Annotated in this window: 22 protein-coding genes and 1 riboswitch; all 22 genes read right to left on the bottom strand. The window is 45.6% G+C overall.

Annotated features, from left to right (window positions below; genetic code table 11):
- Positions 1-121 precede the first annotated feature (121 nt).
- The 22 genes from carB to E4K67_RS03585 all read right to left on the bottom strand — a co-directional run bounded on the left by carB (position 122) and on the right by E4K67_RS03585 (position 25,620).
- The gene (carB, locus tag E4K67_RS03695; protein WP_135545021.1) at positions 122-3,295 is read right to left on the bottom strand and encodes a carbamoyl-phosphate synthase large subunit; all 3,174 of its coding nucleotides are present in this window, start codon (positions 3,293-3,295) and stop codon (positions 122-124) included.
- A gap of 2 nt (positions 3,296-3,297) precedes the next feature.
- Complete coding sequence (gene carA, locus E4K67_RS03690) at positions 3,298-4,410, bottom strand: glutamine-hydrolyzing carbamoyl-phosphate synthase small subunit (RefSeq protein ID WP_135545020.1); 1,113 nt, start codon at positions 4,408-4,410, stop codon at positions 3,298-3,300.
- Positions 4,411-4,515: 105 nt separating this feature from the next.
- Positions 4,516-5,826 (bottom strand): dihydroorotase, encoded by a 1,311-nt coding sequence (locus tag E4K67_RS03685; RefSeq protein ID WP_135545019.1) that lies wholly within the window; start codon positions 5,824-5,826, stop codon positions 4,516-4,518.
- Complete coding sequence (locus tag E4K67_RS03680; protein WP_135545018.1) at positions 5,813-6,748, bottom strand: aspartate carbamoyltransferase catalytic subunit; 936 nt, start codon at positions 6,746-6,748, stop codon at positions 5,813-5,815. Before E4K67_RS03680 ends, E4K67_RS03685 begins: the two co-directional genes overlap by 14 nt.
- Before the next feature lie 275 nt (positions 6,749-7,023).
- Positions 7,024-7,581 carry a bifunctional pyr operon transcriptional regulator/uracil phosphoribosyltransferase PyrR gene (gene pyrR, locus E4K67_RS03675; RefSeq protein ID WP_135545017.1) on the bottom strand — a complete coding sequence of 186 codons (558 nt, stop codon included), beginning with the start codon at positions 7,579-7,581 and terminating at the stop codon, positions 7,024-7,026.
- A 528-nt stretch (positions 7,582-8,109) separates the two neighbouring features.
- Complete coding sequence (locus E4K67_RS03670; RefSeq protein WP_135545184.1) at positions 8,110-9,078, bottom strand: RluA family pseudouridine synthase; 969 nt, start codon at positions 9,076-9,078, stop codon at positions 8,110-8,112.
- Positions 9,079-9,235: 157 nt separating this feature from the next.
- Positions 9,236-9,736, bottom strand: coding sequence for a signal peptidase II (gene lspA / locus E4K67_RS03665; protein ID WP_135545016.1), 501 nt, complete (start codon positions 9,734-9,736; stop codon positions 9,236-9,238).
- A 239-nt stretch (positions 9,737-9,975) separates the two neighbouring features.
- Positions 9,976-10,650, bottom strand: coding sequence for a TraR/DksA C4-type zinc finger protein (locus E4K67_RS03660; RefSeq protein ID WP_135545015.1), 675 nt, complete (start codon positions 10,648-10,650; stop codon positions 9,976-9,978).
- Between the two features lie 20 nt (positions 10,651-10,670).
- Positions 10,671-11,006 (bottom strand): DUF5665 domain-containing protein, encoded by a 336-nt coding sequence (locus E4K67_RS03655; protein ID WP_199242447.1) that lies wholly within the window; start codon positions 11,004-11,006, stop codon positions 10,671-10,673.
- Positions 11,007-11,396: 390 nt separating this feature from the next.
- On the bottom strand, positions 11,397-11,984 hold the full coding sequence (pduL, locus tag E4K67_RS03645; protein ID WP_135545013.1) for a phosphate propanoyltransferase: 588 nt from the start codon (positions 11,982-11,984) through the stop codon (positions 11,397-11,399).
- A gap of 117 nt (positions 11,985-12,101) precedes the next feature.
- Positions 12,102-12,833, bottom strand: coding sequence for a 2-phosphosulfolactate phosphatase (locus E4K67_RS03640; RefSeq protein ID WP_135545012.1), 732 nt, complete (start codon positions 12,831-12,833; stop codon positions 12,102-12,104).
- A gap of 138 nt (positions 12,834-12,971) precedes the next feature.
- A complete protein-coding gene (locus E4K67_RS03635; protein WP_135545011.1) occupies positions 12,972-13,784 on the bottom strand; it encodes a lipoate--protein ligase family protein in 813 nt (270 codons plus the stop codon).
- Between the two features lie 59 nt (positions 13,785-13,843).
- The gene (locus tag E4K67_RS03630; protein WP_135545010.1) at positions 13,844-14,800 is read right to left on the bottom strand and encodes a LipS2 family lipoyl synthase; all 957 of its coding nucleotides are present in this window, start codon (positions 14,798-14,800) and stop codon (positions 13,844-13,846) included.
- Entirely contained in the window at positions 14,797-15,675 is an 879-nt protein-coding gene (locus E4K67_RS03625) for a LipS1 family lipoyl synthase (RefSeq protein WP_135545009.1), read from the bottom strand. The genes E4K67_RS03630 and E4K67_RS03625 overlap by 4 nt, the downstream gene beginning before the upstream one ends.
- Before the next feature lie 195 nt (positions 15,676-15,870).
- Positions 15,871-17,331: an aminomethyl-transferring glycine dehydrogenase subunit GcvPB gene (gene gcvPB / locus E4K67_RS03620; protein ID WP_135545008.1), complete on the bottom strand. Its 1,461-nt coding sequence runs from the start codon at positions 17,329-17,331 to the stop codon at positions 15,871-15,873.
- Positions 17,328-18,668, bottom strand: coding sequence for an aminomethyl-transferring glycine dehydrogenase subunit GcvPA (gene gcvPA, locus E4K67_RS03615; protein WP_135545007.1), 1,341 nt, complete (start codon positions 18,666-18,668; stop codon positions 17,328-17,330). The genes gcvPB and gcvPA overlap by 4 nt, the downstream gene beginning before the upstream one ends.
- Position 18,669: 1 nt before the next feature.
- Entirely contained in the window at positions 18,670-19,056 is a 387-nt protein-coding gene (gene gcvH, locus E4K67_RS03610; protein ID WP_135545006.1) for a glycine cleavage system protein GcvH, read from the bottom strand.
- A 106-nt stretch (positions 19,057-19,162) separates the two neighbouring features.
- Positions 19,163-20,257, bottom strand: a complete 1,095-nt coding sequence (gene gcvT, locus E4K67_RS03605; protein WP_135545005.1) for a glycine cleavage system aminomethyltransferase GcvT — start codon at positions 20,255-20,257, stop codon at positions 19,163-19,165.
- Between the two features lie 364 nt (positions 20,258-20,621).
- Positions 20,622-20,726, bottom strand: a riboswitch (glycine riboswitch).
- A 65-nt stretch (positions 20,727-20,791) separates the two neighbouring features.
- Complete coding sequence (gene ileS, locus E4K67_RS03600) at positions 20,792-23,569, bottom strand: isoleucine--tRNA ligase (RefSeq protein ID WP_135545004.1); 2,778 nt, start codon at positions 23,567-23,569, stop codon at positions 20,792-20,794.
- Positions 23,570-23,822: 253 nt separating this feature from the next.
- Positions 23,823-24,314, bottom strand: coding sequence for a hypothetical protein (locus E4K67_RS03595; protein WP_135545003.1), 492 nt, complete (start codon positions 24,312-24,314; stop codon positions 23,823-23,825).
- A gap of 89 nt (positions 24,315-24,403) precedes the next feature.
- Positions 24,404-24,865, bottom strand: a complete 462-nt coding sequence (locus E4K67_RS03590; protein ID WP_135545002.1) for a DivIVA domain-containing protein — start codon at positions 24,863-24,865, stop codon at positions 24,404-24,406.
- Positions 24,866-24,879: 14 nt separating this feature from the next.
- Positions 24,880-25,620 (bottom strand): YlmH family RNA-binding protein, encoded by a 741-nt coding sequence (locus E4K67_RS03585; RefSeq protein WP_243454322.1) that lies wholly within the window; start codon positions 25,618-25,620, stop codon positions 24,880-24,882.
- Positions 25,621-25,646: the final 26 nt, after the last annotated feature.

The raw sequence follows: 25,646 nt of genomic DNA, 5'->3' as shown, positions 1-25,646 counted from the left end.
AGTAACTCGTAATTCGTATTTCTCATTCCTAGTTTCACGGCATCTCGTGTTCGTCGTTCCTAATTCGCTTCACACCTCGTCGTTCGTGATTCGAACCACGAATATCGAACTGCGAATATCGCTATAGCGGCAAGAGACCCGGAGAAATACTCTCAAGCACCTGGAGCAAAGCCGCAGCAGTGTCCAAGCTAGTGAAGCAAGGAATTCCATGTTCCACTGCCGCTCTACGGATCGCAAATCCATCACTTTCTTGTACTCGACCATGAGTTGTAGTATTGACGACATATTGAATTTGATTCTTTCGTATTCCGTCAATTATTTCATTCGATCCATCATGCAACTTAGCGATCTGTTCCACTCTCAGTCCCTCGCCTTGTAAGTAGCGCGCAGTCCCCTTAGTCGCTAAGATTCGAAACCCAATATCCGCGAACCGTCGGGCAAGAGCAACTCCTTCCGCTTTATCACGATCTGCCAAGGTTACGAACACCGAACCGTACGTCGTGAAGGTCAGGCCTGCCCCAAGGAGTGCTTTGTAAAGGGCTTTCTCATAGGTCTTATCGATTCCCATGACCTCGCCAGTGGATTTCATCTCTGGACCTAAAGACGGTTCGACCCGTTGTAACTTGGAGAAGGAGAACACGGGCGCTTTGACTGCTACCCGATCACCCGTAGGCCAGAGGCCGAGCGGAATCTTGATTTCTTCCCAAGTTCTCCCTAAAATTATCTGAGTGGCCCAGTCTACAATCGGAACTCCCGTGACTTTACTAAGGAAGGGCACTGTACGACTTGAGCGAGGATTGACTTCAAGAACAAAGAGCTCTTGATGATAAATCACATATTGAATGTTCAGTAAGCCTTTAATTCTCAAAGATCGAGCTAACGATTCCGTTAAAGCTATGATTCGCTCTTGCATACCTAACTCCAAGGTTTGAGGAGGATAGACCGCAATGGAGTCTCCAGAATGGACGCCTGCCCGTTCCAGATGCTCCATAATCCCAGGAATAAAGACGTTCTCCCCGTCTGAGATCGCATCGACCTCCACCTCTGTCCCGAGTAGATATTGATCCATCCAAATCTCTTGATCCGAGGAGGCAGAAAGAGCACGCTTTACGACAGCCTCTAATTCCTTAGCTTCATAGACAATGTCCATAGCCCGTCCACCCAACACATACGACGGACGAACCACCAAAGGAAATCCAATCTCTTCAGCTACACGTTGTACTTGCTCCATGTTCGTTGCCCCACCACCGCGTGGACGTTTTGCGCCAAGCTCTTGAAGAACACGATCAAAGGTTCCCCGCTCCTCCGCCCGGTCAATGTCTTCAACCGTCGTACCCAAGACCTTGTATCCACGCCCCGCTAAGCCACTAGCTAAGCCAATAGCCGTTTGTCCACCGAACTGGACAATCACGCCGTCTGGCTGTTCCTTGTCCAGAATCGCCGAGACATCTTCTAAGGTCAGGGGTTCGAAATACAGGCGGTCAGCCGTGTCGAAGTCCGTCGAAACCGTTTCAGGATTGTTATTAATAATTATACTTTCAAATCCGGCTTTGCGCAGTGCCAAAACTGCATGAACGGAACAATAATCAAATTCAATGCCTTGTCCAATCCGGATCGGACCCGACCCTAAGACAACCACTTTGGGTCGCTTATGAACATCTCCTTCATTTTCTACATCATAGCTAGAATAAAAATAGGGCGTTGTGGCCTCAAACTCTCCGGCACAGGTATCCACCATTTTGAAAACGGGTCGAATACCCTGTTCAAGCCTAAACCGATAAACTTCATCTTCCGTACTCTTCCATAGGTCGGCTATTTCCTGATCCGCGAAACCAAGCCGTTTGGCGCGGAGTAACATCTCCTTATCCCACGGCGCTTGTTCTAATAAAGCAGTATTCTCTACAAGACGCTTGAGTATACCTAGGTAATAACGATTCCAGCCCGTCTCTTCAGCCAACCAATCGACAGTCCAACCGCGCTTCAGAGCTTCTGCAAAAACGAACAACTGTCGATCATCCGGTTCAAGGCATAATCTTTTTAATTCAGCATCCGAGAGTCCCTCAAGTTCAAACAATCGGATCCCGTAAACTTTTATATCCAGAGAACGGATGGCTTTTAGAAGGGCGGTTTCCAAGTTGCGACCAATACCCATCACTTCTCCAGTCGCCTTCATCTGGGTACCCAAGCGTCTATCTGCCTCCGTAAATTTATCAAAGGGCCAGCGAGGGATTTTAACAACCACATAGTCTAAGGCCGGCTCAAAACAGGCCGAAGTTTTCTCTGTAACAGCATTCTTGATTTCTGTCAGTGCATAACCCAAAGCAATTTTAGCTGCCACCTTGGCAATTGGATATCCGGTGGCCTTGGAAGCGAGGGCACTTGAACGGCTTAGACGGGGATTGACCTCGATCACTACGTATTCATTACGTGAAGGGTGCAGAGCAAACTGTACATTGCATCCTCCTTCAATCTTCAGTCCGTTCACAATTCGGCGAGACGCAGTGCGTAAGGTTTGAACCTCCCGATCAGTCAAGGTTAGACAAGGTGCAACCACAATACTATCCCCAGTATGTACTCCGACCGGGTCCATGTTTTCCATATGACAAATCGTGATGCAGTTTCCGATTCCATCGCGTAGGACTTCAAACTCAACTTCCTTCCAACCAGCCACACTTCGCTCTATAAGGATCTGATCAATTAGGCTAGCTTGTAAACCACTTTCTGCAATCTGCTCTAGTTCTTCAGCACTTTGCACAATCCCTCCCCCGGTTCCTCCCAAGGTAAAGGCAGGTCGCACAATCAGTGGGTATCCTATTTTAGCCGCAAACTCAATAGCATCTTCAACCCGAGATACAATCTTACTTTCTGGAATGGGTTCTCCGAGCTCTTGCATCAAAGCCCGAAAGCTTTCCCGATCTTCCGCTTGATCAATGCTTTTAAGGGAGGTTCCCATCAGCGTAACCCCGCAGCGATCCAAGACCCCCCGTTTAGCCAACTGATAAGCCAAATTCAGGCCGGTTTGACCGCCCATTGTAGGAATTAATCCATCCGGTCGCTCTCGCTCAATAATTCGTTCTACGGATTCGACCGTCAAAGGTTCAATATAAACCCGGTCTGCAGTTTCCCGGTCCGTCATAATCGTTGCTGGGTTAGAATTTACAAGAATGACTTCTACTCCTTCTTCACGCAGTGCCCGACAGGCCTGCGTACCGGCGTAGTCAAATTCAGCCGCCTGCCCAATGATAATGGGGCCTGATCCGATCACCAGAACCTTTTTCCACTCTTTCTTGGGCATTATTATGTTCTCCCCTTTCTTGTTAGATTTTTCTCTACTAATTTCTTGAATTGATCAAATATCTCGGAGTTCTCCTCAGGTCCTGGAGCGCCTTCTGGATGAAATTGTACAGATAAGATTGGGTAGGTATGATGCTCCATTCCTTCGACAGTTCCATCATTGAGATTGCGCAACGTCACTTGAAAACCAGAGCCCGCTAAAGATTCTTCTTGGACAGCGTACCCGTGGTTCTGTGCCGTCATAGTTGCTTTTCCTGAACGTATATCAATCACCGGATGATTTCCGCCGCGATGCCCATAAGGAAGTTTGTAAGTTTCCCCACCTGCGGCTAAGGCTAACAATTGATGTCCGAGGCAAATTCCTAATACTGGTAACTTATCATACAAACTTCGAACCGTAGCCACGCATTCCGTTAACTCTTCGGGATCACCTGGCCCATTGCTTAAAACAACTCCGCTGGGATGATGTCTTAGAATTTCTTCAGGAGATGATCCCGCCGGGAACACCATTATCCTGAACCCTCTCTGCTGAAGGTTACGAATAATATTTCGTTTGGCTCCGAAGTCGAGTACAGCGAGTAAAGGCCCTGATCCTGGAATTTCGTAGGCTTCTTTGACCGTTGACCGATACACCCAGTGTTCATCTTTTTCCTTTATTTCATGACTATCTCGAGAGTTCACCCAGAACGCCAGTCCGACATCTCGAGTTTCAACCATCACGCCAGGTAATGTGCCAAACTCACGCAGATACCTTGTTAACGCCCGAGTATCGACACCTCTTAACCCCTGCACATTGTGTTTTAGACAATAGTCTTCCAAGGATCCTTCAGCATGCAAACTGCCCTCTCCTTGGGAAAGCTCGCGAACAATCAGTCCCTGCAGACGAGTTTTATCCGCTTCATTTTCTTCATGGTGCCACCCATAGTTACCAATTTGAGGTTGAGTCAGGACGAGGATCTGCCCTGCATAGGACAAATCTGTGACCATTTCCTGATAACCGCTCATAGAAGTGTTGAAGACCACTTCACGTTCAGCCACCGTGGGATTACTCTTCATCCAATCTCCAAAAGCTTCCCCCTCAAAGGTTGTCCCATCTTCGAAAACAAGATAAGCCACGTTCGACACTTCCTCTCTGCCCGATATTGCCCCTCTTATACTGAGTGACTTTCAATCATTTTCTGATTTTCTGCAAAAAATAATTTATGCAATGCACAATCGATCCTATAGAACTGTACGGTTTTTCTGGACCAGTCGGCCTTCCACCCACACCATTACCGGACATCCTTGTAAAGTTTTATTCAAAAATGGGGTATTACGAGCTTTTGAAACCAACGTTGCCGGCTCAATCACCTCTGAAAATTCAGGATCAAAGAGCACCATGTCCGCAGGAGACCCAGGAACTAACGATCCCCCCTGCAAACCAAACCTCTGGGCCGGAGAGAAGCTCCAAGCCTCGATCACTCGATCCATGGAAATTCGTCCGGGTACCACTAAATGCTGCCACACCGCACTCAAAGCTGTTTCTAGACTCGCGATCCCAAAGGGGGCCTCTGCAAAGGGTCTGGTTTTTTCTGCTTGGGTATGTGGTGCGTGATCAGTCGCGATCATGTCTAAAGTCCCATCACGAAGTCCTTCGATTAGTGCCTCTCTATCCACTCGAGAACCCAATGGAGGATTCACTTTAAAGAATGTATCTGTAATACCCATCTCTTCATCGCAAAAGATCAGATGATGAGGATTGACTTCTGCCGTGACATCGACCCCACGTTCTTTGGCCCGCCTAATTAGTTCGACACTCTCTACCGTGGAGATATGGGCCAAATGAAGCCTTCCACCAGTTTCCTCAGCGAGTTGTAGATCTCTAGCGACGATCACGCTTTCCGCACTGGCTGGAATCCCTTTCAAGCCCATCCGTGCAGACGCCACTCCACGGCGCATTTGTCCGTCCCCAGCGAGGTCTTTATCTTCGCAATGACTGATAATGAGGAGCCCAGTCAATTTAGCATATTCTAAGGCTAGCCGCATCACTTCTGCATTGTGAATATTTTTACCGTCATCGGAAAAAGCGACAGCTCCGCCCTCTTTCATATTTGACATTTCAACCAGTTCTGCCCCTTGCATTCCTTTAGTGACTGCCCCAATCGGATGTATATGAGCATAGCCAGCACGTTCTCCCTGCATCCTCACGAATTCGACGAGAGCCCTATTATCGATCACTGGTTGAGTGTTTGCCATGGCCAGAATCGTTGTAAATCCACCGCGAACTGCAGCACGCGAACCACTCAGAATATCCTCTTTGTCCTCTTGTCCAGGTTCTCGCAGGTGAGTGTGTACATCAATAAGTCCTGGGAAAACAAACTTCCCCTTACCATCTATCGTGTCCACCGACTCGCCCTGCGCTTTTGTCCGCACCCCTTCTTCTGTCAGCGAGGAAGAGATTTCTAACACCTGTCCATCTTTAACGAGAACATCTCGAGGGGCTGAAAGCTTTTGACTCGGATCAATTACCCATACATCTTTAAGCCACCACATTGCTGGACCCTCCTATCAGTAAATAAATTAAGGCCATGCGAATAGCCACACCATTCGTAACCTGTTTTTCAATTAAGGCTTGTACCCCATCTGCAACATCATCTGAAATTTCCACGCCTCGGTTCATGGGACCGGGGTGTAACACAATACTTTCTTTTCCCGTTTTCTTCAAACGGTCAGTCGTCAATCCATACAGCTGGCTATACTCACGAAGACTAGGAAATAGACCACTTTTCTGGCGTTCAAGTTGAAGGCGTAAGGCCATCACCACATCTGCCCCTGGTAAAGCACCGTTAAGATCATGAGTCATTTTAACGCCCAACCCCTCCATTTCAACTGGCAACAAGGTTGGAGGACCCACTAAGGTAACATTTACGCCAAGTTTCTGAAGCCCCCAAGCGTTGCTCCGGGCAACCCTAGAATGCAAAACATCTCCAACAATGACTACGTTCTTTCCGTCGAGGGCTCCCAATTTTTCTTCCATCGTGAAAATATCTAGCAACGCTTGGGTCGGATGCTCATGCTGACCGTCTCCCGCATTAATAACCCCAGGATCAAGGATATCTGCTAAGAATTTTGCCGAGCCTGAACTAGGATGGCGTAGGATCACCAGATCCGCTCGCATGGCCTGAATCGTCTTAGCGGTATCATATAAGCTCTCCCCTTTGCTCACACTGCTTTGGGCAATTGCGATGCTGGTTGTATCTGCCCCCAACACTTTGGCAGCCATTTCAAAGGAGGTTCGAGTCCGGGTACTTGCCTCATAAAAAACATTAACTACCGATTTACCTTTTAATGTGGGCAATTTCTTAATCGGGCGCATCAGAATCTCTTTCATCACTTTTGCTGTATGCAGGATATGCCTTATATCATCCACGCTCATATCTTCTAACCCCAGTATGTCTTTACGCTGCCATTTCATATTAACCCTCCCTAACTTCTTCCCCCATACAAGTTGTGCAAGTTGGGGGACAGTTCTTTGACTTGCATTCTTCCTTACGTATTCAACGAACCACCACTCGTAGTAATTCACTTATCCCGGAAAACGTTCTCTAATTTAAATAGTTTCCCCTTCCACTCACTTCCTATTAAAAAAATCCTCTTCCCAAGAGGGAGAGGATTTAAGATAGGCATAACCTATTTCCCACTCGCCCCTTGACTATCTCTCAGGATAGCATTTAAAGGGTAAAGTCTCATTTAATTCATATCTTCATGTTCCAGTAAAAGTACATCTTCTTCCGCATCAACTTCCTGTAAACGCACCGCCACGATTTCCCGCCGTGATGTAGGTAGGTTCTTGCCTACATAATCTGCACGAATGGGTAGCTCTCGATGTCCACGATCTACGAGCACAGCCAATTGGATGCGTTCTGGCCTTCCCAAATCCATTGTTGCATCTAAAGCCGCGCGGGCCGTTCGCCCTGTATAAAGTACATCATCGATAAGAACCACCGTTTTTCCCTCTATACTTACTGGAATGTCCGTCTCATGGACAACTGGGTGTATGTCAATCGTACTTAAGTCATCGCGATAAAGGGTGATATCCAGAATTCCCAGTGGAACCTTTACTCCTTCAAACTCCTCAATGTACTGCTGAATTCGTTCCGCCAATGGCACGCCCCTACGACGAATGCCGACCAAAACAAGTTTATCAGTGCCTTTGTTCTTTTCAACAATTTCGTGAGCAATACGAGTAATCGCCCGACGAATTCCATCAGCATCTAAGATTTTGCTTTTAAACGCGCCTACTTCCACAGCTTACTAACTCCTTTCACTCTAGGGTTAATACTTGGCTCTGAAGATTTGATAGAAGGGTATAAAAAAAACCGTCTGAATCAGCAGACAGTCCTCCCACGCTTCCGTCTGCCTTCCCAAGCCTCTCGGGACTTCATTAAAGGCTATAACACTTGTACATTAGTTTACTTCACGATCGACTGAAAGTCAATGAAAGGGATGAATAGTGAATGAAATTTAAATATACGTCCAGCAAAGCTTCAGGATGCAATTATTTGTAGTTGATATGATAGTTCTCTTTATAGGTGCTCTTACCAATTATAGAGAATAAGGCTATGCCGGAGAGCAACCTGAGCGCCTAAATTGGGTTCTGCCACAATGAGAATTGGGGAGCAACAATGTTCCCTTTCTTATTTTCTTTGCGGCAGAACACTAAAGCGTTAAACTCTGGGGCTCAGCCCCAAAAAGCTATATAGGCCTAAAATTAATCCAACTACACCAAGCAATTCACTCATTACCCGTAAAAACCGAGGATATTTGCATTCATCCTTATTCCGTGCGTAATTTCTCAACAAGTCCTGCAAACACCTTAGGTAAAGGGGCATCAAACTCCATCCATTTCCCACTGCGCGGATGCTCAAATCCTAAATGTGCGGCATGTAGCATTTGGCCGTGTAGTCCAAAGGGATTTTTCCTTGTTCCATACACGGGGTCCCCTAAAACTGGATGCTTAATATAAAGCATATGGACACGGATCTGATGCGTCCGACCTGTTTCTAAACGCACCTCAAGATATGTAGTATCCTGAAACCGTTCCAATACCGTATAATGCGTGACCGCTGGTTTCGAGTGATGCATTACCACAGCCATTCTCTTTCGGTTAGAAGGATCACGCCCAATGGGGGCATCAACCGTGCCAGAAGGTTCTAATACTACCCCGTGAACAAGCGCTCGATACTTCCTAGCCATCGTATGTGCTTTAAGCTGAGTGGCCAGTCCTTGATGAGCAATATCATTCTTAGCCACCACCAAAATTCCCGATGTGTCTTTGTCAATCCGATGCACGATTCCTGGACGTAATACCCCGTTGATACCTGAAAGATTGTGACAGTGGTATAACAGAGCATTGACCAGAGTTCCCGTCCATGCCCCGGGAGCTGGATGGACTACCATTCCCTGACGCTTATTCACAACCAAAACATCCTCGTCCTCATAGAGGATTTCGAGTGGAATATTTTCTGGTTCAGCAGTAGACTCACGTAAAGTGGGAATCTCCACTTCAATTTTATCCCCCTGACGAACCTTATAATTCGCTTTTTTGGGGATACCGTTTACTCTAATGCACTCTTGCACAATGAGTCCTTGAACGAAAGACCTGCTCTTTCCCAAAATATCAGTTACACCAACATCAAGGCGAACACCTACTTCAAGTTCAAAGGTTTCCAAGTCAGCAGATTGGTTAGCGCTCAACAGGTTTTCCTCGTTTGATAGTTCTTCATCCAATTCAAAATCTTCCATACCAGCTTCACTTAACACTTTTTCCACACTTATAACCCCATTAATTTTAATTATCATTTGATGAATGCTTGACTACACATTCTAGCAAATTTTCAGGAGACTTGTCCATCACTTAAACAGGCCGTTTGAAGGTTAGAACGCTGGACCTGAATGAGATTCACTCATTGCCTTGTTTACGAGGAGTAGTGGGCGGCTCTTCTATCTTTTCTGATATGCCTCGGGCCTTCTCTTCGTTATATATAAGGAACATGAGTAACCCCACCGATGAAACAATCATACTATCCGCAAAATTGAAAACGTATGGCCAGATTTGGAAATCCAAATAATCTACTACTCGGCCGATTACAAGACGGTCATACAAGTTTCCAAGTGCTCCGCCACCGATCATCCCAATCGCTATACGCGTGAGCCTCTCTCTTGGAGGAATACGAAACTGGCCATAAATCACTCCACCTATAACTACAAACGCTGTAACGATAAAAATCCAAGTCTGACCGGCCATCAGGCCAAATGCAGCGCCTGGATTTAAAACAAACGTTAAATGAAATACTTTGGGGATGACTATCAACGTTTCACCAGGACTAAAGTTCGTTTGAATTAACACCTTTAGAAAACGATCAATGATCCATACCCCAATAATTGTAAGCCAAACCAGCAACCTTCTTACCCCCACCGTTTTCCCTCATCTTAACACAGGGCTTCAACCAGGGCAAACTATTCATGGGTGAATAAAATGTATTATACATTCACCAAAGCTCTGGAGCGCCTCGCTTCTTGGCGAAGCTAATGCGACCAATGTGCGTCTTCACGCTTCGCCAACTGCACTCGACTCGCTCCATCGCTTGATGGTTCTCTTTACAATTTAATTTCAGGCGAACTTGCCAATAAACTTCCTCTCTACGTCAAACCATGTTCCTTACTATAGTGAATTTTGTTTCCCCTCCCTTTCGGCTCTCTTTCCGTTTCAATTGTCTCAATGTACTGAACAGCACCAATCACTTCATCCGAATCTTCATATAGGTCATTTGGATCCGAGATATCTCGATTTGTACCTAAATCCTGAAGAGAATCTGAAGTGCCATAGCGAGCAACTGCTTGCCAAGAGTCTTCGCCATCAAACTCTACTCGATCCGTTCCGTCATTAAAGGTCCGTGAAAATGGGCGATTCAAAAGCTCATTCTCGACTGGATCGCGATGTAAAGAGTGTTGCTCCTCCAGCTCCTCCCCACGGCTACATTCTGTGCATACTGTAGTGTAGGGCAGAACCTCAAGTCGTTCTACCGGGATTTCATGACCACAGTGTTCGCAGATGCCATATTTCCCTTCGTCAAACCGAGCTAAAGCAACGTCAATTGCTTCAACCTTGTGGATCAGACGATCATGTTGGGCAACATCTCGTGAGCGTTCATAAACCTCAGTGCCAATATCTGCCGGATGATTATCTATGAGCGACAATTCGCCCAAGGACTCTCTCATATCTCCATTAAAAAGTTCTGTCGCGGTTTCCATTGAATATTTCCGCTCTTCGCGGAGCTTTTCGATTAATTTGGTATAACGCGTTTGTTCTTTCATACTCTCGTCCCCTATCATATCTAAGGTTGATTCACATATTTACTTAGTTCTGCAATAAGCCCTCCAATAACCGGCAAGTTAAGGACAACAATACGTTTTAACAAGAAATAAGCAATTCCTGCGAGGAGTCCAGCTCCCAATGCTGTTCCCAAGCCCCGCACAAGACCAACCAAGAAATTGAACCAAAGAAGGCGTCCCGGACGATTTAGATACGCGATGTATTCAGCCAATCTCATCTTTTCCAAAGTCTCCGCCAATAATGTAACCTGACGCCTTAACCCGGCCAACTCCTGAACGTTTACAGGATTCGCTGAGAGTAACACTGTCGATTCACTTTCTTCATCCGAATCGGTCAAAATATTCCACCTCACGTTAAAACATCAAATTTAGTGTTCCCATGTCAATAAAATTTACACCGTCATCTAAGCATATACAAGACTAAGCAGATATCATTTAGAGAGGTATGCAAAAATAGAGCTTTCACCCCAATACCTTTCTTTCCAGAAAATAGCATAAATATACTTGGTAATCGCCAAGCTCTCAGGCGCGGCGATTGCCTTAGTTGCAATAATGCGCTGGCATGAATAGCCCAGAATCCCCGTAACCATAGCTGAGGAAAAGGGATCCTCCAGAAAGTACATAACTGAAAGTTATACTTTTTAAATAGTACAAAAAAACCAGAAACAAGTTTCTGGTTTTTTTGTTATTAAGATAGTTCAAATAAGCTCACCTTAATTAAATTAGATCTAAACCCATAAATCAAGCAAGACATCCAGTTGCTGACCATTAAATAGACCAAATGCATTTCCTTCGTCAGTATCAACATGCAAATCCAAAGCGTATTCGGGATTAACACGGACGAGAACTTGTTCTAAAACTCCGCCTCGGGGACCGGGAACTACGACGCGAACATGATCTCCGTCTTTTAATGAATACTTCGTAGCATCTTGCGGAGTCATGTGAATATGACGAGCTGCAACAATCACTCCTTGATCCATGTGAACGCGCCCATTTGGACCTTCGACATCAATACCAGGTGTATCATCAAGCTTACCTGAATCTCTAACTGGGGGTTTTACACCTATCTTAAACGTATCCGTCCCAGTTAGCTCCACTTGAGATGCTTTCCTGGCTGGCCCCAGAACACGAACTCCCGGAAGCGATCCTTTCGGTCCAATTAGGGTAACGGTCTCCTCAGACGCAAATTGGCCAGGCTGGCTCAGGTCCTTCATTTTAGTCAAAGTGTAACCTGCACCAAAAAGAATTTCAATATGTTCTTGGGACAAATGAATGTGACGGTTTGAAATGCCAACAGGGACTTTAAAACTTGCCATTTTATCATCAGCCTCCTTCTACAATAATATGTCCCCCTCATTATACCCTATTATATCTCGTAAAAAAATTTACTGTTTCTTCACATTATTTAAACATTCGTTCTCCGAGCATTTCCGCTACTCCTCCGTCAACCACACAATTTCTCCCTCATCAAAGACTGGGATAATCGGCAAAACATTGGGCGTGGAACAATAAACGACGTCACGTTCAAACCCTAAAGATATAAGCCTTTTTCCGTGAACCGAATCGCTGATCTTTTCTACAAGATTATGCTCTGAACTGCGATATAACATGCGTGCGGCTTCGCCCAAATCATTGAGAGTTACAGTTGATCCCAACCCATCAATCAGCATTCCAGCACATAGCGTATCCGGAAGATCAAAACGCTCTTCTGTACCCGCGCAAAACACCACAACCCCTTGAAGCTTGTCGTTATTTTCGAATTGTCGTAAAACAGCCAAGACAATGCTATGCATATTTAGAAATGAAGCCATCCAGATCTTAGGAGCTGCGCTTGCATCTCGTATTGCCCTTGTGCCATTTGTCGTGGTAATAATGACTCTTTTACCTCCGACCTTTTCTGGAACATAATCAAAGGGTGAATTGCCTAGATCAAACCCGTCAATCGGTAGCGCATCGCGCTCCCCACCTAATAAAGATCCGGGGAGTGTTAAACGCCTTTCAATAGCATCTTCAGGCGAAAGCACCGGTATAATGGACTGACATCCATTGGCCAAAGCAGTTACCATGGTGCTTGTAGCTCTTAAAACGTCAATCACGATGACTAATTTATCTTCTAGGTAGGGTAAAAGCGGTGAACCCGCGTTCGGCAATACTTCAACCTGCATTTTAGCGCCCCCATCTCTGGTGTATCAAAGCAATTACCCTATAATGTCTGCCAAAGAGAGTTGCCTTTACTTTTAGAAAGATTCAACTTTTTTATCCAAAGTCCTGCAAAATTGTGTAGAAGTTTAATTTTCACTTTATTATCGCTTTTTTGTCCACCCCTCAGAATGATATTTAAGAAGCACATCTTCCATCAAGGCCTTCTCTGGCTCTGTCAATCGGCTACGAATTAACTCGATTTCCATGATATCGCAGAATCCGGAACATAGTTGGCGTTCCAGTTCCTCTCTCTCAATTGGCTGTGTCCATACTTCATCCAGTGCGCAGGCTTTGTCCTTAAATCCTGTCAATAATCGTTGCCGGATCTTCTGATTGGGAAACTTAAGCAGCCGAAAGAGCAGTTCTGCGTCAAAATGAAGAAGGATAGACCCGTGTTGTAAGAGCATCCCCTCTTTTCGTACCTGAGCACTCCCTACAAGTTTGCGACCGTTGACCACTAATTCATACCAAGACGGCGCATCAAAACAGGCGGACGAACTAGCTTCATGGAGTCCACCGCACGCAACCATCTCTGCGGGAACCCCTAAAGCTATTAAACCCTTTAATAAGGCCTGACTAATTTTCAAATAGGATTCTATCACCGTTCCAGCAACATGCGGATCATGTTCAGGTGCAATGATGCTATAAGTCAGTTCGAATTGGTGCAAAACCGCTCTTCCACCCGTTGGTCGGCGAACTATGTCAATCCCTTCAGCAAAACAGGCTTCTTCATCGACCTCTTTATGATAACTCTGGGCATACCCTAAGGAAAGAGTCGCAGGACTCCACCCATAAAATCGCAGCACGGGTTGGGGATCTGCCGTTTGAGCCATCGTCAGTAAGAGAGCCTCATCAATAGCCATATTTTCTGCTCCGGAATAAACCGCATAAGGTAAATAACGCCAGATTGTCATACTCCTTCTCATACTCCTTCCCACTTATCCCTTGATCCGATCACGGGACTCCCGCTTCTCTAAGCGGTACCCCGTACTCTACGAATATGCGACCATGCCACCTCAACTTCTTCACTCGTTAAGGACTTGGGATAATTGTAAAGTTCTTCTCCAGGAGTTTCATTATAGTACGGACGGTTACATCCCAAACAACCGGAGGTTTGAAACGGCTCCCCGCCCCTTCTCTCTTGGAGCTCGTCCACGGGAATCCCAAAGTCTGTTATCTGGCCATCTCGAAATCTAAAATTTTCTACACGCAAACCTGTCCGTATCAGATCATGGGCAACCTGAACCCGCCGATATTGAGACATATCTGGTTGTTTTATCCCTTCCATACGCGTCCCTTTGATCGGAGTGAACGCAAATAGTGCTACGGATATTCCCTTGTCATACATTGTCTGGAGGAGTCTGATCATTTCCTCTTCAGTTTCTCCCAGTCCCACAATCAAGTGCGTAGTCATATGACCAGGAAATTTTTTGGCCGACTGATTTAATAACTCAAAGCGTTTTGTCCACGATCCGTCTTTACTTTGCTCATAGATTTCAGGAGTTGCTGCGTCCAAAGCAATGCTGACATGTTCAACCCCAAGGTCAAGAAGCTCTTTGACTTCCTCAAGCGTTCGAGGACCTGCTGAAACGCAAATCGGAAGATTGGTTTTGTCTTTTACGGATTTGACCCATTCCTTGGTCTCCTCTAACGCCCCCTTGTCTTGGACGACTTGAAAACAAATTCGTTGCAGTACCGCCTGGGCATCCGGATGGACTAATCCCTGAAGAAACGATTCCCGCTGGAATTTTGGCCAACTGACCCGAGAAAGGAGGTCAGCTCTTGAGCTACTCTCCCGAGCTTGCGCACAAAAAGCGCAATTAAAATGGCAACGTTCCCCGACCATAAGATAAGCGGTTGTAGGCAAGGCGTCCACTTTAACTTTTTTTAAACCTAATACTTTTGCAGTACCAATTGAACAGCGGATCATAGCGCACAACACTCCTCTCCTTTAATCACACGTAACCCCAACTCACCTGCTAGCCGGCGCGCTCCCGGGGTCGGCATGACAAGCCGATTTAATCCCAAGGCAACCGCCGCCTCATCTAAAGCCTGGCGATATCTGCCCTTCGGCCGCATACATCCCAAGGCTAAAGATAGGTCTGGAAAACGCATTCTTGCTCCTGCTAAAAAGCGAATCACCTCTTCCACAGGAAGCGGCTTCTTTTGCGCATAACGTGTCCCCGGCGTTGGAATAAAGACGTTAAAGATCAAGCCATCTAGCCCTAGTTCCTCGAGCGCATCCAAGGCCCTTTCTTCTCCACCCCATTGCCCCCCTCTCAGTCCAAGGGTTAAATGAGGCATCACCGGCACCACCTCTCTGAGTGCCTGATAAACACGACTGTAATCTTCCAATCCCTTCATTAACCCGTAGACCTCTTGAATAGTTTCTGGATCTGCAACGAAATCAAAGGAAACAACATTTGCTAAATCTTTCAGCAACCTAATTTCATCTCCATCCAGCAACCCGACATGAAAATTCAAGCGCACATCTTTTTTTAGATTGCTCAGAAAATCCAGATGTTGGGTAAATGGAACTTTGCCATCTATGGTACACCCTCCGCTGATTAATGCACTGTGAAAGGCATAGTTTGTTGAATTTAGAGATCCTTGGGCTTTAATCTCCGTAACGTCGCGCATTCCCATAAGGTAATGCCCTCCACAGTGTGCACAGTTAAGAGCACAGGACTTACCTGTAAGAGAAATGCTCTCCGTCAACGACGGAAAGTCAAAATATATTTCGTCCGCAAAGTGCGCGCGTCGCACTTCCCATGCATCTTTAACTAACGCGTCTAATTGTTCCATCTTTATCCTCACCTACTTAGCACTACAACGTAGTGTTCACTTCAATATATATCTTAGTATAGCAAAAAAACCTTGCACATTTTTGCAATTTCGAGTTCGATTAATGGGTAAAGCGCTAGCTATTTATCAAAAACCCCCTCAAATCCTTTATTGAGTAGGAATTGAGGGGGTTTTGCAATGGCTCGTACAGTTACACTACTCTTTCCGCCAACGCAGATTTGGCTTCCGCGCGGCAGCAACTTCATCAAAGCGCGACACTACGGTAGTATGCGGTGCATTCTTGACAAGATCTGTTTCAGTACGTGCTTCCTCCGCGATCTTTATTAAGACCTTTGTAAAGCCATCAAGGGTTTCGATACTTTCAGTTTCGGTTGGTTCAATCATCATGGCTTCTTCGACGATCATCGGGAAATAAATCGTCGGTGGGTGATAGCCATAGTCTAATAAGCGCTTAGCAATATCTAAGGTATGCACCCCAGTAGATTTTAGATTTTTAGGGGTAATGACAAACTCATGTTTGCACACACGATCAAAGGGCAGGAAATAATGTTCTTTGAGAATACTCATTAAATAGTTGGCATTCAGCACTGCATTCTCCGAGGCCGCTCTTAATCCTGGTCCACCAAGGCTTCGAATATAACAATAGGCTTTAACCAGAACATTAAAGTTCGCATAAAACGATCGTACTCGGCCGATGGATAATGGTAAGTTTTCCTCAAGCCCATAAGTCCCATCCTCACGCCGAACCACTATAGGCTTTGGAAGGAACGGCGCCAAAAATTCTTTGACTCCGACTGGGCCAGATCCTGGACCGCCGCCCCCGTGAGGAGTGGCGAACGTCTTGTGTAAATTCAGATGTACAACGTCAAAGCCCATGTCTCCAGGGCGAGCGATACCCATAATCGCGTTGGTATTCGCTCCGTCGTAGTACAATAACCCACCTGCATCATGGATCAGCTTAGTGATTTCAACGATATTCTCTTCAAAGAGTCCCACCGTGTTGGGATTTGTCAGCATGAGTGCGGCGACTTCGTCATTGACAACTTTTTTTAGTTCCTCAACATCAACTCCGCCACGATCATTGGAAGGAACCACGATAATTTCATAACCTGCCATCGCCGCCGTGGCAGGATTGGTACCATGGGCAGCATCCGGGACAATCACTTTCGTGCGTTTTTTATCTCCACGGTGCTGATGATAGGCCCTGATGAGTAACATCCCAGTCAGTTCTCCATGTGAACCAGCGGCAGGTTGGAGAGTGAATCCATCCATTCCCGTCAATTCACAGAGATCTTCTTGAAGTTCAGCCATGAGCTGCAAAGCCCCTTGAGTCATGGACTCAGGCTGGTAAGGGTGTAAGGCTGTAAAGCCAGGCAGGCGAGCCAGCCTTTCATTGACTTTCGGGTTATATTTCATAGTACACGACCCTAGCGGATAAAACCCAGTATCCAAACCATAATTCAAAGTGGAAAGACGGGTAAAGTGACGAACGACATCTACTTCAGAAAGTTCTGGGAGTTGCGATTCCACCTGCGTAAGAAATTCTCCAGGAATAAGCATTTCAACCGGAACTTCTGGTACATCACAAGTAGGTAAGCTAAACGCAGTTCGCCCGCTGGCACTAAGTTCAAACATTAGCGGTTCCGATGTTATCATTGGATTTCCCCCAATCTGGCCACTAGCCGATCAATATCCTCTTTACACTTCGTCTCGGTCACACAGAAGAGGAGGTGATGATCTAGTTCCGGGTAGAAGCGAGCAAGATCTAATCCACCAATAATCTTATTCTCCAGGAGCCAAGCATTGACCATCGCTGGTTCAGCCTTCGTCTTAACCACGAATTCATGGAAGAACGGTCCTGAGAAAGCCAAACTCATCCCTGGAATCTTTCCAATCTCCTGTGCGGCATAATGAGCGTTTTGCAAGTTTAGATATGCTAATTCTTTGATCCCTGTTTTGCCGAGTGCACTCAAATGCATAGTAAACGCTAGCGCACAGAGCGCTTCATTAGAGCAAATGTTGGATGAAGCTTTTTCCCGCCGGATATGTTGCTCACGGGCCTGAAGCGTCAATACGTATCCCGTTTTTCCGTTTTTGTCCTTGGCTAAACCAACAATCCGCCCGGGCATACGCCGGACAAATTTATCCCGAGTGGCCAAAAATCCCAGATAAGGACCTCCAAAATTTAACGGGTTACCAAAGGCCTGTCCTTCTCCAACAACAATATCCGCACCGCATTCTCCTGGAGACTTTAGTAATCCTAAAGAGACGGGATTAACTGCCATAACCACAAGGGCCCCTTTGGCGTGCGCAAGCTGTACAATTTGCTCAGCTTTTTCAACACTACCAAAGAAATTAGGATTTTGGAGAATTACACCGGCAACATCCTCTTGGAGCGCAGCCTCAAAGACGGAAAAATCTGTCACTCCATCCTGATAGGGAATTTCAATAATCTCCACGCCCCGCGGAGGCAGATAAGTCTTCAATACCTCACGATATTCCGGATGCACCGTTTGTAAGACAAGCACTTTTTCCCGTCGTGTAGCATCCCCTGTCATAAGGGCTGCTTCCGCTAGGGCCGAAGCCCCATCATACATCGAGGCATTGGCCGCATCCATCCCTGTTAACTCACAGACTAAAGTCTGATATTCATAAATTGCTTGAAGTGTCCCCTGACTAATCTCTGGTTGGTATGGTGTATATGCTGTATAAAATTCAGAGCGTAGCAACAATTGATCCACAAAACTCGGAATGAAATGTTCATAAGCACCGGCTCCCAGGTATGAACTATACTCTTCAACCGTTTTATTAGCATTAGCCAACCCTTGAACCTGTTTAACCAATTCCTGCTCTGACATTCCTCCACGAATATTGAGAGAGCGTTTTAGGCGGATTTCCTGAGGTATATCCTCAAAGAGATCCTCAACAGACTTAACCCCAATACGGGCTAAGAGCTGCTCCTTTTGGCTGTCCGTATTCGGTACAAAATTCATTCTAATGTTCCTCCTCAGCTACAAACGCTTCATATTCGGCAGCCGTCATCATTGTCTCTAGCGAAGATAAGTCATCTGCTTCAACCTTAATTAACCAGCCTTCCCCATAGGGATCACTGTTTAGTAAATCTGGTGCATCCAAGACTAGCGTATTTACTTCAACGACCTTCCCACTAATTGAAGCCGTAATATCAGAGACTGCTTTCACGGATTCCACTGTACCGTAGGATTTTCCGACTGTCACAGACGAACCTTCATCTGGAAGCTCTACGAACACAACGTCCCCGAGGCTTTCCTGTGCATGATTAGTAATCCCAAACGTTACAATGTTACCACTCACCCTTGCATACTCATGGTCTTTGTTATACTTCAATTCTACAGGATTCAATATAATCATCCTCCTAATATTTTTGTTATCTTACCCTTATTATGGGTCAACCACACTACCAGAAACAGTTATCAATTAAGCTGAGACTCGCAATTCACGTTGGAATTTAGCCGCGTTTATAAAACAAGGAAGGGATAATTTTAGCTTGCACAGGTTTCTCGCGAATCAACACGTCCAGAACCTCACCTTGAACAGCCAAATCCGCGCGAATTAGCCCTAAAGCAATGTTTTTATTCAGGGTCGGAGAGAAAGAGCCTGAAGTGATAAATCCAATCTCTTCACCATTTTTTTGTAGAGGATAATGAGAGCGGGCTATGCCGCGTCCGATCATTTCTAGACCGACCAATTTACGGGGTACTCCTTGCTCCTTTTGGGTTTGGAGAGCAGCCTTCCCGACAAAATCATCTTTGTCAAATTTAACAAAAAAACCAATCCCTGCTTCTAGCGGAGTAATTTCCTTACCTAATTCATTGCCGTACAAAGGAAGGCGAGCTTCAAATCTTAATGTGTCACGAGCGCCCAAGCCAATCGGTTGTACACCATCCTTGGCACCGATTTCTAAGATCTTCCGCCATATTTGCCGACCAAACTCAGGTGAACAATAAATCTCGAACCCATCTTCTCCAGTATAGCCAGTACGGGAGATAAGGCATGGCACGCCATCAATTTCGCCGTGTGTAAATGTGTAATATATTATCTTGGACAGATCAACATTTGATATACGTTGCAAAATTGTTTCTGCGAGCGGGCCCTGCAACGCGAGTTGCACATATTTGTCAGAAACATTGTCGACACTCACCTCAAAGTCTTGAACCTGCTCAAGCATCCAATCGTAATCCTTATCAGTATTAGATGCATTGACAACGATAAAGAAGTGTTCTAAATCATAGCGATAAACGAGCAAATCATCAACTATACCGCCGCTAGGGTAACACATGGGAGAATATAGAATTTTCCCATCCTTAAGTACACTCGCATCATTGGTAATCAACATCTGGACATAGGCTAGTGCGTCTTTACCGCGAACATCAATTTCTCCCATATGAGAAGTATCAAAAAGCCCTGCCTGTTTCCGCACTGCATGGTGTTCTGTAATTACACCAGCATATTGTACTGGCATTTCCCACCCGCCAAAGTCAATTAATTTGGCCTTACCCGCCAGATGTTCTTCATAAAGCGGCGTTCGTTTTGGTCCAACCATATCGCAACCTCCTCATTTTTTGTCACGTAAATAGTATCCCTAATTAAGCGCTGTCCATGACTCAAACAGGCCATTTTAGATTAGATCGCCGTCTAAGGATGGACAATTGTCCCTATAGCCATGGACTCGAACAGGACGTTCGAGACTTAAGCGCTGCCATGGACGACTGAGTGTCCCTGAGCAAAACATGCGCCTTGGATTGGCTAGATGCCTTATGGCGAGAAGGGAAACCTTAGTTCCTACAAGCAACATAAAAAAGGACAGAGGAAATGCACATCGCACTTCCTCTGTCCTTGAACCTGAGAGATTCGCCGTTTAGGCATCCCCTTTGGTGTTCTCTGTTACAAGAAACTCTCCAGAGTCCCGTCTACTAGCAGTACTCTTTGCCTGAGAGTTTCCCCCCTGAAAGCGATTCAGGGATTTTCTCCTTCGGCGTCTGGATATCCCAGATCTCTCCCGCTAGTATCATTCGGTATCCTATATTTATTATTGTGTATATAATATACTGTCTTATACATTTAATCAACTGGTATTTTATTGAATATTTAGGTTTTTCACCACTGCACTGCAACGCGGGCAAATTGTCGGATGTTCTTGGTTCTTTCCGACATCTTCATGGAACATCCAGCAACGCTCGCACTTTGCTCCTTTGGCAGGCTGCACAAGAATTCCTAAGCCCTCGTGAACTTCGGCAAGATGTACGCCTTCAGGTCTTTCTTCGCTGGGTTTATGCACGTTTAAGTCAGAGACAATAAAGATTTCTGCGAGATTAGGCACTTTTTGCAAAAACTCATACTGAGCTTCCGTTGGATAAAGATCAACGTGAGCGGTTAACGGATGATTAATCAATTTTTCCTGGCGAGCTTTCTCCAACACTCTAGCAACATCCGTCCGTAGCTCTAATATCTGATCCCATTCAGTGGCAAACTTCTCATCCATCCATTCGGAATTCACTTTCGGCATTTCTGCCATTTGAACATTTTCCGCGTTCTTTTCTCCATGGATATATGGCCAAATTTCTTCCGTCATGAACGTCAAGACTGGCGCTATAAGACGAACCAAGGCATCTAGGACTTCATATAGAACCGTTTGGGCAGAACGACGGCTGAGGGATGTTTTCCCTTCCACATAGAGCCGGTCCTTGACAATATCTAGATAAATGGCACTCAACTCAACCGTACAGAAATTATGAATTGTGTGGTATACCCAGTGAAATTCATAAGTCTCATATCCAAGAAGCACACGTTCAACCACTTTTGAGAGTTTAAGCAAGGCCCACCGGTCAATCTTCTGGAGATCTTGATAAACAACTTTATCCTTTGCTGGATCAAAATCATTGAGGTTACTCAGCAGGAAACGAAGGGTGTTTCTAATTTTTCGATAAGCTTCCGACATTTGCTTCATAATGCGAGGGGAAGCAGCGACATCATTCTTATAATCTACCGAGCTAACCCATAGACGTAAAATATCAGCGCCCAGTTCTTGGACAACCTTGAGTGGATCAACTCCATTACCCAACGATTTAGACATCTTACGCCCTTGTTCATCAACTACAAAGCCGTGGGTCAATACATTACGATAAGGCGCTTGACCAAACGCGGCCACCGATGTGGACAAAGAGGAATTGAACCACCCTCTGTGCTGATCAGACCCTTCTAAGTAGAGATCTGCCGGCCAGGACAACTCACTCCGTTGCTTCAATACGCCAGCGTGGCTGGTACCAGAATCAAACCAGACGTCCATGATATCCGTCTCTTTACGGAATTTTGTCCCGCCACAGGTGCATGTGATTCCATCTGGTAAAAGTTCTTCAGCAGGATGAGCAAACCAGGCATCGGAACCTTCTTGGCGGAAGATTTCCTGGACCTTTGAAATTGTTTGCTTATTTACCAATACTTTCTCACAATCCAGACAGTAAAAGATAGGGATCGGGACTCCCCAGGTCCTTTGCCGAGAAATACACCAATCTCCACGATCTGCAATCATGTTAAAGATCCGGTCTCTCCCCCATGCAGGAATCCAACGAACCTTCTCTATCTCATCCAGCGCTGCCTGACGAAATCCACTAATGGAGGCAAACCATTGTTCAGTCGCTCGGTAAATGATCGGACTCTTACAACGCCAGCAATGAGGATAACTATGTTGGATTGTTTCCTCAAGTACCAGATCTCCAGTTTTCTTTAAATCTTCTACGATCACAGGATTCGCTTTTCCAGTTTTTAGACCGGCGTATACCCCGCCCTCTGCCGTGAATTTTCCTTGGTGATCAACAGGACATAAAACAGGTAGTCCATATTTTTTCCCGATCAGGAAGTCATCTTCTCCATGACCTGGTGCCGTGTGAACGCATCCGGTACCAGCTTCTAAGGTGACATGTTCCCCACAGATCAGCACGGAATCACGGTCCACCAGTGGGTTCCTGCAAATTACTCCTTCTAGCTCTTTTCCAGAGAGGGTCATTTCAACCGGAAGTTCTAGATCCCACAGCGAACGCAACGACTCAAGCATCCCCTCCGCAACAACCCAGTGTTCTTGATGGGCGGTGACCACAGCATACGTTAACTCTGGATGTACACTAATCGCCAGATTTGCTGGAAGAGTCCAAGGCGTGGTCGTCCAAATGACTAGAAAAGTGTTCTCTTTTCCAAGCACTTTCAAACCATCTCGCACGGCAAATTTCACGTAAATAGCCGAGGCAGGTTTATCCGCATATTCAATCTCCGCCTCTGCAAGTGCGGTTTCACAGGAAGGGCACCAGTATACAGGCTTTAACCCTTTATAAATATACCCTTTATTAGTCATGTCTCCAAAAACCCCGATTTGAGCTGCCTCATATTCTTTTTGCAAGGTCAGGTAAGGATGGTCCCAATCCCCCCGAATTCCCAGGCGCTTAAATTGTTCTCGCTGAATCCCGACATATTTTTCGGCATAGTCTTTACATTGCTCACGGAATTCCAAGGTAGATACAGCATGTCGATTTACACCCAACTTCTTGATCACTTGTATTTCAATGGGAAGTCCATGTGTGTCCCACCCAGGAACATATGGAGCATCAAAACCCATCATAGTCTTATATTTGACCACAACATCCTTCAACACCTTGTTGATAGCATGCCCAAGATGAATATCCCCGTTAGCATAAGGCGGGCCATCGTGAAGGATAAACTTTGGTTGTCCAGCACGCGCATTTTGCACCTTTTTGTAGATATCGTCTTCTCCCCATGTCTTAAGGATTTCTGGTTCCTTTTTGGGAAGATTCCCACGCATTGGAAAATCAGTTTCAGGTAGGTTAAGAGTATCACGATAGTCCATTGATATTTCCTCCTTAAATTACGCAAGGCATTCACAAATCCTTATAGGGAATAAGGGATACGTAGTGGGTAATTCATGAATTACCCCTACAGATAACAGGTGTAGGGGGCAATTCGTGAATTGCCCTGCAGTATAACAGGTTCATTTGGAGGATTAGATAAAAACAGTAATCTCGTCCCTTCAAAAAGGGACGAGATTACTCGCCGCACCATCCTTGTCGTCCTTAGCCCTCATCGATGTGTTCATGTGCATATTATTTATCGTTTGATTTTTCCTTCGAGAGAACTTTCCGCAAGATGCTGACAAGTTTTGCTTGTCCTTCCGACTCAATAGGATCCACCATCCATAGACACAGAAAGGAAATCTTCCTACTCCTCCACTTCTGCACGAAGGGATCCATCTGTTCCTTAGCTAAGTATAAATGCGTCGGATCTTGAGGGGATGCCAAACTGACAACCACTCCACGTTGCTCAAGCTCATCCATAGCCTGAAACGCACGATCGAGTAGATCATCACTCCCGGTCATCAACACATCCCCTGGTCGGAAATTTTGACTCGCTTCAGTGAATCCGACACTCAAGATTTTTATATCTGTTTGATCTGATTGCAAATCATCAATGGAAGATAAGAGCTGGATTTCTTGTCCCCCAACTTTTCCAACGTAGCACTGATTCTCATCCTGATGCAACCCAAACCCTTGAATGAGAAAGTCAGGAGCTAACTCACTAATTAATAAATAATTCATCGATTCCAATCCTTCTCCTTCAAAGTTGTCTAATGACTATTTTATCACGAAATAAGGCTTGTCCGCAACCTCAAGCAGCCTGAGGATTTTTATGCAATGTCATCATTTCGTTCCTGCAACTTTTCTAAATCAAGATGGGCAAGCAAAAATGACCTAAGTTGTGTCCGCAATAGATCACGTTTCCTTGAAAGTCCCTGAATTTCTTCTTTGATATCTTCCAATATTAATTGAGTTTCAGAAACTTTACTTAACTTCTCAAGTTCAGCCTCTCTCAGCATAAGAGCGGCCTCATGCTGTGCAGTTTTTTTAACCTCTTCAGCAGTTTGTTGAGCCAAAATTAACGTCTGTTGTAAGGTAGTCTCAATTTGGCGATAGTGGCTAATTTCCGCTTCCAGCCCTTTCGTCTTTTCGCGCAGTTCGAAGTTCTCAGTATACGCGGATTCAAATTCCTGACTTACGGTTTCGAGAAACTTTTCTACTTCTCCGCAAAGATATCCCCGAATTCCTTTGCTGAATGTTTTATTTCCTATATCAAGAGGAGTCATCTGCATATTAATATTTCCCCCTAATGCCTTTGTGATCGGAAAAGCACGATTTGCCAAGCTACCCGTTCCTTGCGAGTCTGGGTACATTTCAGAAGTTTAATCCGCCCCTGTCCCCGGCAAGAGATCATCTCGTCAGCTTGAACTTCTTCATCTGCTTTACTTACCACTAGGCCATCTCTCCTCAACTTACCTTGAGTGATCCATTCCTGCGCGATTGTCCTCGAAACCCCAAAAGCATTGGCGATCACCGCATCTATGCGTGAAGAGTTAACTGTAATTCGGCGTTCTTCACCTAAATCAGGACACACATCCGGTTTATCCTCATAGAGCGAAACATTAATTTTTTCTCGCCCTGCTTGGGTCCAATGATCTAATAAATAAGGGGTGATTTCTGATGCAGTCGCGATATACTGACCCTTCTGTCCAGTCTGAATATCTCCCAAAACTTCTCGCCTCAAGCCCAAGCCTATGAGGGATCCCAAGATCTGGCGGTGTTCAAGCTGAGCACGCGGGTCCTTTGCCCGCACCCAAAGCAACGATATATTGGCATCTAACGAATCCAAGGTTTCACCCCAAGGAGCGATTATAATTCGAATACGCTCTGCCTCCTGGAATCCTCCCTCTTCCCTAAGCTCCAAGTGTTCCTTGCGTAGAATGGCTTCCGCCCACTCCCGCATGGCAAAGCTCAAAAAGGGCGTTACTTGCTTAGACTCCTCATTTCGCACTGCATCCACAAGGTCTAAGATATGAGCTGCTTCCAACCGGGCTTCTTTTCCACTCCAAAATC

The organism is Desulfosporosinus fructosivorans, assembly GCF_004766045.1.
Taxonomy (GTDB): domain Bacteria; phylum Bacillota; class Desulfitobacteriia; order Desulfitobacteriales; family Desulfitobacteriaceae; genus Desulfosporosinus; species Desulfosporosinus fructosivorans.
This window is presented reverse-complemented; position numbering and strand designations above follow the sequence as displayed.